This window comes from Mycobacterium sp. UM_WGJ (assembly GCF_000455125.1).
In the GTDB taxonomy this organism is placed as follows: domain Bacteria; phylum Actinomycetota; class Actinomycetes; order Mycobacteriales; family Mycobacteriaceae; genus Mycobacterium.
This window is the reverse complement of the sequence record NZ_AUWR01000018.1, coordinates 89,027-102,433: the sequence shown is the minus strand read 5'-3', so window position 1 is coordinate 102,433 and position 13,407 is coordinate 89,027. Positions and strand designations below refer to the sequence as shown.

Here is a 13,407-nt window from a genome sequence, read left to right as displayed (position 1 = left end):
TCATGCAGGTTGCGGTGCCCGCCAGGGCCGGCGCGCCGCGCGGCCCGGCTTGACGGTCAAAGCGACTGACCTGGATTGCTTCCCGGCTGCACCAGGTGCTCGACGACGAAGTCGGCCGCTTGCGCTGTCATGCCGTTAGCCGCGTATGCCGCGTGGGCCGCGCCATCGCCGCCCGCCGAGCAGACCGGATCGCCGAGCGCGCACAGATCGATCGTCTTGGCCGCGTAGCCCGGCCCCACCGTCACCGGTGGCGCACCGATGGAGTTCAGGAAGGCCTCCGACGGCCTTCCCAGCAGCGCCACGGCGGCGACGTGGTCCGCCGCCTCGGGCGGCAGTGGGTCCGCGAGCCCACCGGCCGTCGGTTCGGTGACGTACCCGATCAGCGCAGCGCCACGCGAGTACCCGCCAAGGACCAGCTGGGTACTCGGACAACCCGCTGCCATGTCGCGGATGTGGCCGGCCGCGTCGGTGACTCCGGCGGCGGACGGGCCGAAATCGGGTACGGCCGGAAAGTTGACCGGGTAGACGTCGACTTGGCGACCCCAGGTGCGCCACCGCAGTGCGTCGATGAACTGCTGGCCTATCCATCCGACGCCAGGCGGTTCGCCGGTGCCGCGCGCGAACACCACCTGGACGTCCGGGCAGCCGGCGGCGACCGCTTCGCCGCCGGCCGGCGAAGACAACAGCGTCCAGCCAGACAGCATCGCCACGGTGAGAATCCGAGTAATCACAGCAATTCGTTCGATACCCAATACAACCGAGGGGCAAACCGTGGTTTAGCCCGGGCGAAAACGGCAAGCCTAGTTCGGTGCCGTCGTCGACGGAACATGTGGCAAACATGAATTGCAGGATTGAAGGGGAGAATCCAATGATCACAACGTCTTTGACCAGGCTTGCCGCCGCCGGCGGCATGGCGCTGGCGTTGGCGAGCGGCACCGGACTGGCAAACGCCGCGCCGACCCAGCCGACCCAGCCGGCCCAGCCGGGGCAGCCGACTCAACCGGCCCAACCCGGACAGCCGGTCCAACCGGGCCAACCGGGCCAGCCAAGCCAATGGTCGCAGAACCCTGCGGTGAACACGACATGCAGCTATTCCCAGGTGGTAGCGGCAATGAATGCTCAATCACCTGATGCCGCAGCACAATTCAATGCGGCACCGATGGCGCAGTCGTTTCTGCAGAACTTCCTCGCCTCACCGCCGCCGCAGCGTGAGCAGATGCTTGAGCAGGCCCAGGCGGTGCCGGAGGCGGCGCAGTACGTCAACCTCGTCGGGCCCATCGCCAAGACTTGTGACAAGTACTGAGCGGTGACTCAATCGACCGGGGCCGGCAGCACCCTTGCGGACGCGGCCAAGCGGGAGGCCGACGCGTACCGCGGCGACAACCCGCGTCCGCTGGGGGGATACGTGATGGTGCTGCTGGTCTATGGCGGGTTGGTCGCGGCGGTAACCGTGGCCGCCGCGGCCACCGGCCGCCGCCTGCCGCCGGGCTGGTCGGCCGCCGACCTGCTGACGGTGACGCTGGGGACCCACAAGCTGTCTCGCACGTTAGCCAAGGATGCGGTGACCAGCCCGCTACGCGCGCCCTTCACCGAGTACACCGGCACCGGCGGCCCCGCCGAGGTGATGGAGCAGACCAGACACTCCAGCGGGTGGCGTCACAGCCTGGGGGAGCTGTTGACCTGCCCGTTCTGCCTGGACATGTGGGTGGCGCGTGCGATGGCTCACGCTTCGACGTCTGCGACGGTGCGCTGCTGCGCGGGCCGGCCACCGGACGCCAGCCGGCCCTGCAATGCCGGGAAGTCGGCGGCCGGATCGAAGTTTGCAGGGTAGACCCGCAATGAGAAGCATCGCGTTCAACCTGCCGCGCACTGTCACGCTGGCCGCTGACGCCGCGCTGCTGGGCATGGCGGGTGTACACGCCTACCTGTTGGCCACCGCCATCGGTGCTCCCGGCTATTTCCAGGCCTACTGCGTCGCGCTGATCGCCGGCTGCCTCGTCACCACCGGCCTCACCTGGATCGACATCAACGACATCGTGCCGACCGTGGGATGGTGGGCCGGCGGCGCCCTGTGCACCGCATTCGTGATCGGCTATCCGATCAGCCGCCTGGTGAGCCTGCCGGGCCTGCCGGCGCTGACAGGGCGCTGGGACCTGGCCCCAGGAAACCTCGCGTTGGCATGCGCCGGGGGCTTCCTGGGGCTGTATCTGACGGTGCTGTCCGGGGTCAACGTGGCGTTCGGGCAGCGCACAGACTGGTACGACTGATGACGCTCGACTTCCCGGCCTGGTTACGAATCGACCACTGGCTCAACGTCTTATTCCTGACGCTGCTGTTGCGTAGCGGCATCGAGATTCTGTCCACCCATCCGAAGCTGTACTGGCACGCCGACAGCGCGCCCGGAACGGAATGGGCCCGGTTCACCCGCAAGACGATGCCCACCGACCGGCTTTACGACACCCTGGACGAGGAGGAGGACTACCACCCGCTGATCGCACTGCCCGGCCACAAAGAGCTGGGGATGGGCCGGCACTGGCACTTCGCCGCGGTCATCGGCTGGATTCTGGTCGGAGTGTCTTATTACATCCTGCTTTTCGTGACCGGGCAGTGGCACCGGTACTGGCCGTATTCCTGGTCGATCTTCTCCGAGGCGTGGAACGACATCGTCACCTACGCCAGTTTCAACCTGCCGCCGCTGTTGCCGGGCGAACCGCTGGACGCCATTCAGAAGCTGACCTACGCCGGTGTGATCTTCGGCCTGGCGCCATTTCAGATACTCACCGGTGCCGCGCAGTCACCGGCGATCGAGGCACGGTTCCCGCGATACGTGCGGATGTTCGGCGGCCGGCAGGCCGCCCGCAGCCTGCATTTCCTCGGCCTGGCGGCGTTTATGGTGTTCATCGCGATCCACCTGTCGATGCTGTTCTTCTGGGGCTGGGGCCGACTGACCGCCTTGATGATCTTCGGGTCGGTCCGCAACGTGTATCTGGCGACCGCGCTGTCGTTGCTCATCGTGGCGGCGATCGTCGCCATCCACGTCGCGGCGACGGTCTGGAGTCGGCGCAACCCGCCGTCGGTGCGCCGCGTGCTCGGGGCCCTGATCGCCGTGCCGCGCAAGGGCCTGTTGCGCCGCTTGGACTCCCGGCAGAACTACCCGGCGCGAATGTTGTCCGCCGAGCACCGGGTCAACGGCAAGCCGCCGACCTCCGAGCACTACAAGGTGATGGCGGTGCACAACTTCGTCGACTGGCGCCTGCGGGTCGGGGGATTGGTAGAGCGACCGGTGACACTGGATCTGACCGCACTGCGCGCCCTGGCGGAGCCGCAGACCCAGCGGGTGCTGCACAATTGTGTGCAGGGCTGGACATCCATCGGCGAATGGACCGGTCTTCCGCTGGGCGCCCTGGTCGATCTGGTGCGGCCGATGCCGCAGGCCCGCTATATCTGCTTTATGAGCATGCAGGACAACAGCACCGACGAGCCGAGCGCGGAGGGCGGGGGCCAGTTCTACGAGGTCTTCGATCTCCAACTGGCCCATAAGCCGCAGATGCTGCTGGCGTACGCGATGAACGGAAAGCCGCTGCCGATCAAGCACGGTGCGCCGTTGCGGCTACGAGCCGAGACCCAGGTCGGCTTCAAAATGGTCAAGTGGATCAATCAGATCGAGTTCGTCGACGACTACGCCCACATCGGGAAGGGACGCGGTGGCTGGCGCGAGGACAAGGTCTACTACGGCATGGACGGGGAGATCTGACATGACAGCACTGGAAGAGGCCCGCCCGGAACTGATCGAGGTGGGCCAGGCCGCCCGTGATCGGGTATCGGAACTGGTCATGGTGCGTGGCGGGCACTGTGCGGGCTGTGGTGGAACCGACTTCGCGGTGGGGCGCGCGCTGTACCTGGGTTTCCTGTTCCTCGATGAAGAGCATGACGCCTACCTCATTGCGCTGACCTGCCGTAACCCCTCCTGCCCGCAACCGCGAGCCGCGATTCGGCTGCGATACCAGGAATTCCTCGGCTAGCTGCCCGGCGTCGGCCCTGCGCCCACGGCGGGGTGAAGTCGCACTCCTGCGCCGTGGGCGCAAAGTCATTCAGCGGGGTAGGTCGGGGCGGGCCAGATCGAATCGCTTCACCAGATCCGCCACATCGCGTAGCTCCTCGCAGACCAGCGCAAAGCGGCGCTCGGCGTCGTCGTCGAGCAGACCACGGCTGTGGCAATACACTAGTCGGCGAAGCCGCCCGGCCATCGCGGTGCCCCACCGGATGCTCAGGTCGTAGACCTGTTCGTCGTCGATTTCGCTGTGCTGCCCCAGATCCTGAAGCGCGCGCAGCTGCTCGGTGAGCACCGCGACGTCATCGTCGATGTCGATGGTGCTCATAGCCGCGGTTTGGCGACGCTGGCCACGACCGGCTGGCCCCGCAGGGTCAGATATATCCGGTCAGGGCCGATCGCCATGCCGGACAGAGGGGCGGACCGGGCCGGCCCGGACGGTAGACCGGCCCGGTAGTCAATGACGCGCAGCACCGGGATGCTGGCGTGGGGATAGCCGGTGAAGGCTGCCGACTCGAAGACCGCTACGCCGGTGTCGGTGGCGGCATACACCCGGGTGTCGTCGGAGCCGAGGTAGCGGATCGGCGAGGAGACCGGAGTCCGGCCGATCTGTTCCAAGCCGTCCCCGCCGCGTGAGGCCTCGACGGCGTACAGCGTGTCGCGCCGGACGTCTGCCAGATACACCCGGCCGGCCGCCGTACCGTCACCCGCGGCGGCGAAAACGGTTGTGTCGTAGTGGCCGCGCGGCTCCGGTGGTGAGGACGGCCCCTTGAAGTAGGAGACGCCGTCGGGGCCGTAAACGTGGAATTCGATCGCGCGGCCGCGATTGGCGCCGTCGATCACACCGGTGCCGCCCGCCGACACCTGCGCGCTCGGCAGCTTCCGTAGACCCAACTCGTCCACCGGGGTCACCGTCGCGCCGTCGGCGGACAACGCGAGCAGCACCCGCATCCCGGCATCTTCGGACAGGTAGGCGGGAGCGGGCCCGGCGTCGATGTCGCCGACTTGGCGCAGGCCGGTCAACTCGACCTCTGCTACTCGGTTGCGCGCCGGCTGCGGCACGAACACGGTCCGATCATCGGCGCGACTGATTTGCATGTTTCGTCCGGCGTCCAGTGGATCCGACCACCGGGTTTCCACCGTGTCGGGGTTGGCGGGGTGATCGACTGCCGCCACTCGCCCGTCGTCGGTGAGGGCGAGCAGCGCCCCAGTCGCATAGGACCACACCGGTGCGTGTAGCGGCATCTGCACCTGCACTGAAACGGCTGGCGGTGCGCTCTGCGAGCCCGGTGCTGCGCAGCCGGCACACGCCAGTATGCCGACCACTGCCGTCCCGAACTCGGCCCGCCAATTCATGACCGCCGGGTACCCCCACACGCGCACTCCTACACCGCTTCGTTTGTGGGCCAGGGGGGCCGGGTATGCCGGTCGGTGTTGGGCGCGCTGTCCGCAGCATGGAAAGGAGAGGTCATGTCCGGATCGCTGGAAGGACGACGGGTCGCGTTTCTGGTGGCGCCCGAGGGCGTCGAACAGGTAGAGCTGACTGAACCGTGGCGTGCCACGGCGGAAGCCGGTGCACATCCCATGCTGGTGTCGACAGCCGAGGGGCCCGTTCAGGCCTTCAACCATCTGGATCCTGCCGACAAATTCGGCGTCGATCGACAAGTCAAGGATGTCTCGGCGGACGACTTCGATGCGCTGGTCCTGCCGGGCGGGGTGGCCAACCCTGACCAGTTGCGCACCGATGAACGCGCGGTGTCGTTCGTCCGGGAATTCTTCGAGGCCGGTAAACCGGTCGCTGTTATCTGCCACGGTCCGTGGACGCTGGTGGAAGCCGGTGTTGTTGCCGGCCGGCGCATCACCTCGTGGCCGAGTGTGCGTACCGACATCATCAATGCGGGCGGCGATTGGGTCGATGAGGAGTTGGTGCGCTGCGACTGCGGGCCGTCGATCCTGTTGTCGAGCCGTAAACCCGATGACCTGCCGGCCTTTTGCGATGCCCTGGTGGAGGAGCTCGCGGTACGCGGGGCGACGCTGTGATGGCAGAGCCGATGCCGGTGCCGGTCAAGACCGACAACCGTCGTGCGCGGCTCTGGGTCAACTGGGTGTCGGCGCTCTTGACCGCCGCGGGAGCCGCGTTGGTGATGGTGGTCGCAATGGGTGCGGTGATGAGTACCGCCGCCTGCAGCACCGCCGACTGCCCCGACCTGGGGCCCAGCGGCGTGGTCTTCGGCCTGCTGTACTACGGCGCTCCGGCCATCGCCGCACTGACCATCCTGGCTTCGTTCGTCACGGCGGGCCGCCGGCGCGGGTTCCTGGTGCCGGTGGCCGGGTGGGCGCTTTTGGGGATCGATCTGTTGGCGCTGATGATCGCCTTCCGGCGCTGACGGGCAGGCGGCCCGCCGATGGATCAGCGCCGAGCACCTGTGCTGGAAGCCCTGGCCGATTACCAACGCAAGGATCGGTACGGCTTCAGCCCGCCGGGACACCGCCAGGGCCGGGGTGCCGACCAGTCGGTGCGCGACACGTTGGGGCGCGATCTCTTTCGCGCCGACGTGCTCGCCCGCTGGCGGTTTGGACGACTGGGAGGCGCGCGGGAACGTTCTGACCGACGCCGAGCAGTTGATGGCCGACGCGGTCGGTGCCGAAACGGCGTTCTTCTCCACCTGCGGCAGTTCACTGTCGGTTCGCGCGGCCATGATGGCGGTCGCCGGGGGAGCTTCCGGGGGTCTGCTGCTGCCTCGTGACAGCCACAAATCGATTGTTGGCGGGCTGATCTTCTCCGGAATCCAGCCGCGCTGGATCACGCCGCGCTGGGACGCCGAACGGCATCTGTGCCACCCGCCGTTACCCGAACGGGTCGCCGGTGCCTGGGAGGAGAATCCCGATGCCGCGGGCGCGCTGATCGTCAGTCCCTCGCCGTACGGCACTTGCGCGGACCTGGCTGCCATCGCCGAGATCTGTCATCAGCGCGGCAAACCGCTGATCGTCGACGAAGCCTGGGGAGCGCACCTGCCTTTTCACGAGGACCTGCCGACCTGGGCGATGGACGCCGGTGCGGACGTTTGCGTGGTCAGCGTGCACAAGATGGGCGCCGGATTCGAGCAGGGCTCCGTCTACCACCTCCAGGGTGATCTCATCGATCGGGCAAGACTGACGGCATGCGCGGATCTGTTGATGACCACCAGCCCCAGTGTGCCGATCTACGCGGCGCTGGACGGTTGGCGGCGCCAGATGGTGCGGCACGGCCACGAACTGCTGGACGCCGCGTGCAAGCGGGCGCGTGACGTGCGCCGGCGTATCGCGGAGATTCCCGATGTCGAGGTGCTCGAGGACGTCCTGTTGGGCACGGAGGCATCCCACGATCTGGATCGGCTGCAGGTGCTGGTGGATGTGTCGGCGACCGGGACGTCGGGCTATCAAGCCCGCGACTGGCTGCGCGAACAACGCTGCCTCGATGTGGGTTTGGCCGATCACCGGCGCATCCTGGCCACCCTGTCCTTTGCCGATGACCGCGGAACCACCGACCGGCTGCTTGATGCGCTCACCGGTTGGCGCAGCGCCGCAACTGCTTTCGAACCACCGCCGCCGATCCGTCTGCCTTCGCCGCAAGAGATTCAACTGGAGACCGTGCAGCTACCCCGCGACGCGTTCTTCGGCCCCACCGAGATGGTCGCCGCGTCGCAGGCCGCCGGACGTATCGCGGCCGAACAGATCACGCCGTACCCGCCCGGCGTGCCGGCGGTGGTGCCCGGCGAGCGCCTCAACAGCGCGGTCATCGACTATCTGCGGTCCGGGCTGACGGCCGGGATGACATTGCCCGACGCCGCCGATTCGTCGTTGGAACACATCCGGGTGGTGGCATAAGGCCCGGCGCGGGTTTTGCCCCCATCTGGTCGGGGTAGCCCAAAGCCATGGCACAGACGACATTGCACAGCAGGAGTGACGTAGTCGATTTCCTCACCGAGCAGCACCAGCGCATCAAGACGCTGTTCGACGAGACACTGTTGGCGGCCGGGGACGAACGCGAGGAGTCCTTCATCCGGCTGCGCCGGCTGTTGGCGGTGCATGAAACAGCCGAAGAGGGGATCGTGCATCCCCGGGCCGCCCGCGAACTCGACCACGGCCGTGAGGTGATCAGCGCGCGGCTGGAAGAGGAGAAGCAGGCCAAGACGATGCTGGCCCAGCTGGAGGACGTCGACGTCGATTCGGAGTTCTTCACCGAGAAGCTGCGGGAACTGCGCGACGACGTGATCGACCACGCCGAACACGAGGAACACGAGGAATTCTCCGAGTTGCAGGCCGAACTCAGCGACGATGAGCTGCAGCGGCTGCAGCGGGCGGTCAAGCTCGCTGAGGCGATCGCGCCGACCAGGCCGCGCGCGGGGGTCGAGAGCGCGCTGGCCAATGCGCTGGTGGGGCCCTTTGCCTCGATGATTGACCGGGCCCGTGACGCGATCCTGGGGTATGACTCGTGATCGGCCTCGGGTTGTTGCTGCTGATCCTGGGGCTGGTCTTCAACGTCTACGTCCTGTGGGCGATCGGGATCGTCCTGCTGGTCGTCGGAGCGGTGTTCTGGCTGCTGGGAGCGGTCGGGCGCCCGGTTGGCGGCAGACGCTACTGGTACTGATCCACCGTGCCGGCCGTGTTTGAGCGCAATGTCGCCGACGGAGTCCACCGGCTGGCACATGCGGCGGTCAACGTCTATCTGATCGAAGATGACAGCGGTGTCACCGTTGTCGACACCGGTTTACCGGCCACCTTCAGGCACATCGAATCGGCCCTGGGTCAACTCGGGCGCTCCGCCGAAGATGTGGCAGCTGTGGTGTTGACCCACGCGCATTTCGACCATGTCGGCTCGGCCCGGCGGGCGCGTCAGCGGTGGCAGGTGCCGGTGTGGGTGCACGCTGCGGATCAGTACCTTGCCGCGCATCCCTATCGATATGCTCACGAACGCAGCCGCTTGATCTATCCGCTGCGCTATCCGAGATCGATTCGCTACCAGGCGAAGATGGCCGCTTCCGGCGCTCTGTTGGTGCGGGGCATCACCGACACCACCTGCTATGGCGCGGGCAGCGTGCTCGATGTACCCGGCCGGCCGCGGGTGGTGTTCAGTCCCGGTCATACGCTGGGGCACTGCGGATTGCACCTGGCAGACCGCAACACCCTCATCTCCGGGGACGCGCTGGTCACTCTGGATCCCTACACCGGCGTTGCGGGCCCGCAGATCGTCTCGGGTGCCGCGACGGCGGACAGCAGCGAAGCGCTGGCCTCATTGACCGCGCTGGCCGACACGGGCGCAAAAACCGTACTTCCCGGACACGGCGAACCCTGGCTCGACGGCGTGGCATCGGCGGTGCAGGCGGCGTTGCGGGCCGGGCCGTCCTGAGCCAGGTCGCCTGTCAGACGGTCAGACTCGGCCTCCCGCTCCCAGCGTGCCCTGCATATCGGGCTTCATCGCCACCAGCTGGGCGTTCCAGTAGCCCCAACTGTGCACTCCGGCAGCGTCGATGTTGAAGGTCGCATTGTGACCGCCCGCCCCGGTGTAGGCGTCGCGGAAGGCGACGTTGCTCTGCATGACGACCTGCTCGATCACCTGGCCGGGCAGGCTTCCCTCGCCGATCTCCGACGGGGTGCCGTTGCCGCTGTAGATCCACAGCCGGGTGCCGTTGCCGGCCAGGCGCCCGGCTTGGACCGTGGGGTCGTTGCGCTGCCATCCGGCGCTCCCGGAGGGGCCCCACATGTCCTGGGGGTTGAAACCGCCCTCGTCATTCATCGCCATTCCGATCAGCGTGGGCCCGTTGCCGCTGGACGGTGTCAACAATGCCGAAAGAGATGCGGCATAAGCGAATTGCTGCGGATGGTAGGCCGCCAGGATGAGGGCCGACGACCCGGACATGGAGATGCCCACCACAGCGTTTCGGGTGGATCGCACGCCCTTTCCGGTAAGGAAATTCGGCAGCTCACTGGTCAGAAACGTCTCCCATTTGTAGGTCTGCCCGTTGGCCGACCCATACCAGTCGGTGTAGAAGCTGGAGCGTCCGCCGACCGGTGCCACCACCGATATCCCGGAACCGGCGTACTCACTGAATGCCGGTGTCTCGATGTCCCAGCCGCTGCGATCGTCACGGGCACGCAGCCCGTCCAGCAGGTAGACAGCCGGCGCCCCGCCACCCTGAAACTCCACCGTGATGTTGTGGCCCATGCTCGGCGAGGGCACAGACAGGAACTCTGGCCCGGCGGCGCCGGCGGGCGGGGCCGATGCGCCTAAGCCGATCAATGCCGGCAGCAACGCCGCCGCGGTTGCGACCACGCCGACCCGGCGCGTTACGTCATTCCACATCGTTCTCCCCTTTCGCGCAGACCAGAGCGCCAACGCCCGTCGGCCGGGTGTGCGAGAGGGGAGAGATCGACACAGGGCCCGGAGGCTTTGGGTCCGCCCGTCGGCATTGCTAGATACCGCGGATGGCTGCCCTGCAGTCTGAAGACAGATATCGGACCTACTTGTCTTAACAAAGTGGGGGAACGTTGTCCAGAGCGTTCGTCATAGCACTACCGAAAAAAATTTCCGTGCATGCTGTTTGAGGCGGCGCCACGGCGGGCACCTACACCGACATGTCCGAGCTTGACCCCACCTCCTTCCTTGGCGCTCTGGCGATCGCTGCGTCGGCCGCCGGTGCCACAATGCTTTTCGCCCCCGGCGTTCCCGCCGCGCGGGCTGCACCCTGTCCCAACACCGAAGTGGTCTTCGCGCGCGGAACCGGTGAGCCGACCGGCGTAGGACCGACGGGGCAGGCGTTCCTCAACGCGCTGAACGCACGCCTGGGCTACAGTCCGGCCGTGTATGCGGTCAACTATCCGGCCACCGATCAGTGGGACACCGGAGTCGATGGCGTACGGGACGCGGGGGCGCACGTCGTCTCCCGAGCGACCAATTGCCCCAACACAAAGATGGTGCTGGGTGGCTACTCCCAAGGCGCCGCGGTGATGGGTTTCGTCACCTCTGCCCAGGTACCCGACGGGGTAGATCCGGCAACGGTACCCAAACCGCTCGACCCGGACGTTGCCGATCATGTCGCCGCGGTGGTGTTGTTCGCCATGCCCAACGAGCGCGCGATGAATTTTCTCAACGAGCCGACGATTGCGATCGGACCCCTGTATCAGGCAAAGACCCTGCAGGTCTGCGCGGTAGAGGACGCGGTGTGCTCCGACGGCATGAACTTCGCGGCGCACGACAGCTACGCCGGCGACGACGCGACGATGGTTCAGCAGGGAGCCGACTTCGCCGCTCGTCAGCTGCTCCAGGGCCGCGTGGGATAGCCCACTGGCCGGCCGCAGGAACCGCCGAGGACGCTGGCGGCGCGAGCAGATCCGGGTCGCCGATCCCGACCAAGTCCGGCGCTCGATCCGCGGCACCGCCATCGGCAACTTCATGGAGTGGTACGACTTCGGTGTCTACGGCTATCTGGCCACCACTATCGCGCGGGTGTTCTACCCGGGCAACGGCGCCGGCAGCCTGATCGGCGCGTTCGGCACCCTGGCCGCAGCGTTCGCGGTGCGCCCGATCGGCGGATTGGTCTTCGGCCCGCTCGGCGATCGGATCGGACGTAAACCGGTGCTGGTCACCACCCTGCTGCTGATGACGCTCGGCACCACCGCCACCGGGCTGCTTCCGAGCTATAGCGCTATCGGCGTCGCGGCCCCCGTGCTGCTCGTCGCGACGCGAATGATGCAGGGCTTCTCCGCCGGCGGTGAATACGTCGGCGCGATGGTCTACGTCGGCGAACAGGCCCCCGACAACAAGCGCGGCATGATGGCCGGATTTCTTCCGCTGAGTTCGCAGGCCGGCTACGTCGTCGCGGGTCTGCTGGTCACCGCACTGCAGAGTCGGCTGAGTGACGAGGCAATGGTCAGTTGGGGGTGGCGAATTCCGTTGTTGCTCAGCGCTCCGCTCGGGCTGGCCGCTCTCTACCTCCGGTTGCATCTGGACGAATCACCGGCTTATCAGCAGGCGGGCGGTCGGCGCGATGAGCCCGACGACTCCGCCGCGAGGCAGCTGCGGCGCACCGCCAAGCAGTGGCGGCCCCTGCTGCTGTGTGTCGCACTGGTCTTGACTTACAACGTCACCGACTATCTGCTCACCGGCTATCTGCCCACCTACCTGCAGACCACCGCGGAGATTCCAGACACCGCCGGCCTGTTGCTGATCGTGCTGACGCTGCTGGTTCTGATGGCCACCGTGGTCTTGGTGGCCCGGTTGTCCGATCGCGTCGGGGTCAAACCGGTGCTGTGGACGGGATGTGCCATGCTGCTGGCTCTTTCGGTTCCGGCATTCGGCCTGATCCGCTCCGCCCACAACTATCCAACTGCGTTCGCCGGGGTTCTGCTGGTCGGGCTGATGCTGCTGTGCTTCGATGCGACACTGCCGGGGACGCTGCCCGCCCTGTTTCCCACCCGGGTGCGCTACGGGGCGCTGGCCATCGGCTTCAACCTGTCGGTCTCGGCGTTCGGCGGCACCACGCCGCTGATAGCCGAGACGCTGGTCGCACGCACCGGTAATCCGATGGCCCCGGCCTACCTGCTGGTAGCCGCCGGAGCCATCGGGGCGCTCGCGCTGGTCTTCACTCCCGAAGTCGCGGGAAGGCGACTGCCCGGCTCAGGGCCGGCTGTGGAGAGTGAGGCGCGGGCACGCCAACTCGCCGGGGGACGTGAGGGTTAGCGGATGTGCCGGAAACCCTCGACGCCGGCCAGCGCGTCGGCCACTGACGAGGTCGTCGGCAGAGCGTTACCGGGGTCGCAGATTCGCAACAATCGCGCTACCGCGACGCCGGGCACCGTGGTGCAGTAGACCATGGTTTCGGCGCACCGGTCGCAAATGGCCTTCAGTGCCGAAAAGCCGGCGGTGCCAATGAATTCCAGGTCATTGAGGTCCAGTACCACCCACTCGCAGTAGCCCGCGCAGCGTTGCACGTAATCGGCCAGCTGGCTGGCATTGGCGGCGTCAAGCTCACCGCCCACACTTATAACCGCGCCGGAGCGGCCCCACCGGGTGACCGAACGCGCGGTGCGGCTCGCCCAGGTATCAGAGGGTGGAAGGGAATTTATTCGGTTCGCCGGGGACACCGAACCGGCGGTCTTTAAAGCGGGCATTGAATTACTCCATCAGTCGAAACTCGTACTGTGGATCGCGTCGATGCGAGTTACACCTTCACGGATCAGATGCCGGGAGCAAGCCCCCGGCTAGCGTGGGTGACGCGTCTTTCCGGGTGGCTGTGAACTCAACCTGCTAACGAACCTACGCCGATCCTCGTCACTGTGCAACGGTTCGGTAACGAAGCATTTGCCGACCGTCCGCG

Annotated in this window: 17 protein-coding genes and 1 pseudogene; 13 read left to right on the top strand and 5 right to left on the bottom strand. The window is 66.9% G+C overall.

All coding sequences use genetic code 11. From position 1 onward, the window contains the following. Positions 1-56 precede the first annotated feature (56 nt). A complete protein-coding gene (locus tag N416_RS0107715; protein WP_024441539.1) occupies positions 57-704 on the bottom strand; it encodes a cutinase family protein in 648 nt (215 codons plus the stop codon). Between the two features lie 104 nt (positions 705-808). On the opposite strand from N416_RS0107715, the gene N416_RS24350 reads away from it, so the two are divergent. The 5 genes from N416_RS24350 to N416_RS0107690 are packed head-to-tail and all read left to right on the top strand — an operon-like array spanning position 809 to position 4,022. Then, on the top strand, positions 809-1,303 hold the full coding sequence (locus N416_RS24350) for a hemophore-related protein (RefSeq protein ID WP_369797579.1): 495 nt from the start codon (positions 809-811) through the stop codon (positions 1,301-1,303). Between the two features lie 3 nt (positions 1,304-1,306). Continuing rightward, positions 1,307-1,831: a DUF1360 domain-containing protein gene (locus tag N416_RS21430; protein ID WP_024441537.1), complete on the top strand. Its 525-nt coding sequence runs from the start codon at positions 1,307-1,309 to the stop codon at positions 1,829-1,831. 7 nt (positions 1,832-1,838) lie between these two features. Next, a complete protein-coding gene (locus N416_RS0107700; RefSeq protein ID WP_024441536.1) occupies positions 1,839-2,267 on the top strand; it encodes a hypothetical protein in 429 nt (142 codons plus the stop codon). Beyond that, entirely contained in the window at positions 2,264-3,754 is a 1,491-nt protein-coding gene (locus N416_RS0107695) for a molybdopterin-dependent oxidoreductase (RefSeq protein ID WP_024441535.1), read from the top strand. The genes N416_RS0107700 and N416_RS0107695 overlap by 4 nt, the downstream gene beginning before the upstream one ends. 1 nt (position 3,755) lies before the next feature. Next, on the top strand, positions 3,756-4,022 hold the full coding sequence (locus N416_RS0107690; protein ID WP_024441534.1) for a hypothetical protein: 267 nt from the start codon (positions 3,756-3,758) through the stop codon (positions 4,020-4,022). Positions 4,023-4,091: 69 nt separating this feature from the next. On the opposite strand, the gene N416_RS0107685 is transcribed toward N416_RS0107690, so the two are convergent. Continuing rightward, positions 4,092-4,379, bottom strand: a complete 288-nt coding sequence (locus tag N416_RS0107685; protein ID WP_024441533.1) for a hypothetical protein — start codon at positions 4,377-4,379, stop codon at positions 4,092-4,094. After that, entirely contained in the window at positions 4,376-5,407 is a 1,032-nt protein-coding gene (locus N416_RS0107680; protein ID WP_024441532.1) for a hypothetical protein, read from the bottom strand. Before N416_RS0107680 ends, N416_RS0107685 begins: the two co-directional genes overlap by 4 nt. 114 nt (positions 5,408-5,521) lie before the next feature. On the opposite strand from N416_RS0107680, the gene N416_RS0107675 reads away from it, so the two are divergent. The 6 genes and pseudogenes from N416_RS0107675 (at position 5,522) to N416_RS0107650 (ending at position 9,440) form a co-directional block, all read left to right on the top strand. Beyond that, positions 5,522-6,091 carry a type 1 glutamine amidotransferase domain-containing protein gene (locus N416_RS0107675; protein ID WP_024441531.1) on the top strand — a complete coding sequence of 190 codons (570 nt, stop codon included), beginning with the start codon at positions 5,522-5,524 and terminating at the stop codon, positions 6,089-6,091. Beyond that, the gene (locus N416_RS0107670; RefSeq protein ID WP_024441530.1) at positions 6,091-6,438 is read left to right on the top strand and encodes a hypothetical protein; all 348 of its coding nucleotides are present in this window, start codon (positions 6,091-6,093) and stop codon (positions 6,436-6,438) included. The genes N416_RS0107675 and N416_RS0107670 overlap by 1 nt, the downstream gene beginning before the upstream one ends. 18 nt (positions 6,439-6,456) lie before the next feature. After that, a pseudogene (locus N416_RS21425) lies at positions 6,457-7,918 on the top strand (aminotransferase class I/II-fold pyridoxal phosphate-dependent enzyme). A gap of 47 nt (positions 7,919-7,965) precedes the next feature. Further along, positions 7,966-8,529, top strand: a complete 564-nt coding sequence (locus N416_RS0107660; RefSeq protein WP_024441529.1) for a hemerythrin domain-containing protein — start codon at positions 7,966-7,968, stop codon at positions 8,527-8,529. Continuing rightward, on the top strand, positions 8,526-8,681 hold the full coding sequence (locus tag N416_RS23480) for a hypothetical protein (protein ID WP_164517841.1): 156 nt from the start codon (positions 8,526-8,528) through the stop codon (positions 8,679-8,681). Before N416_RS0107660 ends, N416_RS23480 begins: the two co-directional genes overlap by 4 nt. A 15-nt stretch (positions 8,682-8,696) precedes the next feature. Next, positions 8,697-9,440, top strand: a complete 744-nt coding sequence (locus N416_RS0107650) for an MBL fold metallo-hydrolase (RefSeq protein ID WP_024441528.1) — start codon at positions 8,697-8,699, stop codon at positions 9,438-9,440. 21 nt (positions 9,441-9,461) lie between these two features. Here the strand turns inward: N416_RS0107650 and N416_RS0107645 are convergent, their stop codons facing one another. Further along, positions 9,462-10,394: an esterase family protein gene (locus tag N416_RS0107645; protein WP_036457516.1), complete on the bottom strand. Its 933-nt coding sequence runs from the start codon at positions 10,392-10,394 to the stop codon at positions 9,462-9,464. 272 nt (positions 10,395-10,666) lie between these two features. Between N416_RS0107645 and N416_RS0107640 the strand changes: the two genes are divergently transcribed. Together N416_RS0107640 and N416_RS0107635 are read left to right on the top strand one after the other, a co-directional pair. Beyond that, positions 10,667-11,371 (top strand): cutinase family protein, encoded by a 705-nt coding sequence (locus N416_RS0107640; RefSeq protein WP_081654495.1) that lies wholly within the window; start codon positions 10,667-10,669, stop codon positions 11,369-11,371. Positions 11,372-11,420: 49 nt separating this feature from the next. Beyond that, positions 11,421-12,770 carry an MFS transporter gene (locus N416_RS0107635; RefSeq protein ID WP_036457515.1) on the top strand — a complete coding sequence of 450 codons (1,350 nt, stop codon included), beginning with the start codon at positions 11,421-11,423 and terminating at the stop codon, positions 12,768-12,770. On the opposite strand, the gene N416_RS0107630 is transcribed toward N416_RS0107635, so the two are convergent. Further along, complete coding sequence (locus N416_RS0107630) at positions 12,767-13,069, bottom strand: STAS domain-containing protein (RefSeq protein ID WP_196805113.1); 303 nt, start codon at positions 13,067-13,069, stop codon at positions 12,767-12,769. The genes N416_RS0107635 and N416_RS0107630 overlap by 4 nt on opposite strands. Positions 13,070-13,407 lie beyond the last annotated feature (338 nt).

What these genes read in the sequence shown, in the direction of transcription:
- N416_RS0107715 (WP_024441539.1), bottom strand. Translation starts at nt 704, where the DNA reads ATGCTGTCTGGCTGGACGCTGTTGTCTTCGCCGGCCGGCGGCGAAGCG.
- N416_RS0107700 (WP_024441536.1), top strand. Translation starts at nt 1,839, where the DNA reads ATGAGAAGCATCGCGTTCAACCTGCCGCGCACTGTCACGCTGGCCGCT.
- N416_RS0107690 (WP_024441534.1), top strand. Translation starts at nt 3,756, where the DNA reads ATGACAGCACTGGAAGAGGCCCGCCCGGAACTGATCGAGGTGGGCCAG.
- N416_RS0107685 (WP_024441533.1), bottom strand. Translation starts at nt 4,379, where the DNA reads ATGAGCACCATCGACATCGACGATGACGTCGCGGTGCTCACCGAGCAG.
- N416_RS0107680 (WP_024441532.1), bottom strand. Translation starts at nt 5,407, where the DNA reads ATGAATTGGCGGGCCGAGTTCGGGACGGCAGTGGTCGGCATACTGGCG.
- N416_RS0107675 (WP_024441531.1), top strand. Translation starts at nt 5,522, where the DNA reads ATGTCCGGATCGCTGGAAGGACGACGGGTCGCGTTTCTGGTGGCGCCC.
- N416_RS0107670 (WP_024441530.1), top strand. Translation starts at nt 6,091, where the DNA reads ATGGCAGAGCCGATGCCGGTGCCGGTCAAGACCGACAACCGTCGTGCG.
- N416_RS0107660 (WP_024441529.1), top strand. Translation starts at nt 7,966, where the DNA reads ATGGCACAGACGACATTGCACAGCAGGAGTGACGTAGTCGATTTCCTC.
- N416_RS0107645 (WP_036457516.1), bottom strand. Translation starts at nt 10,394, where the DNA reads ATGTGGAATGACGTAACGCGCCGGGTCGGCGTGGTCGCAACCGCGGCG.
- N416_RS0107640 (WP_081654495.1), top strand. Translation starts at nt 10,667, where the DNA reads ATGTCCGAGCTTGACCCCACCTCCTTCCTTGGCGCTCTGGCGATCGCT.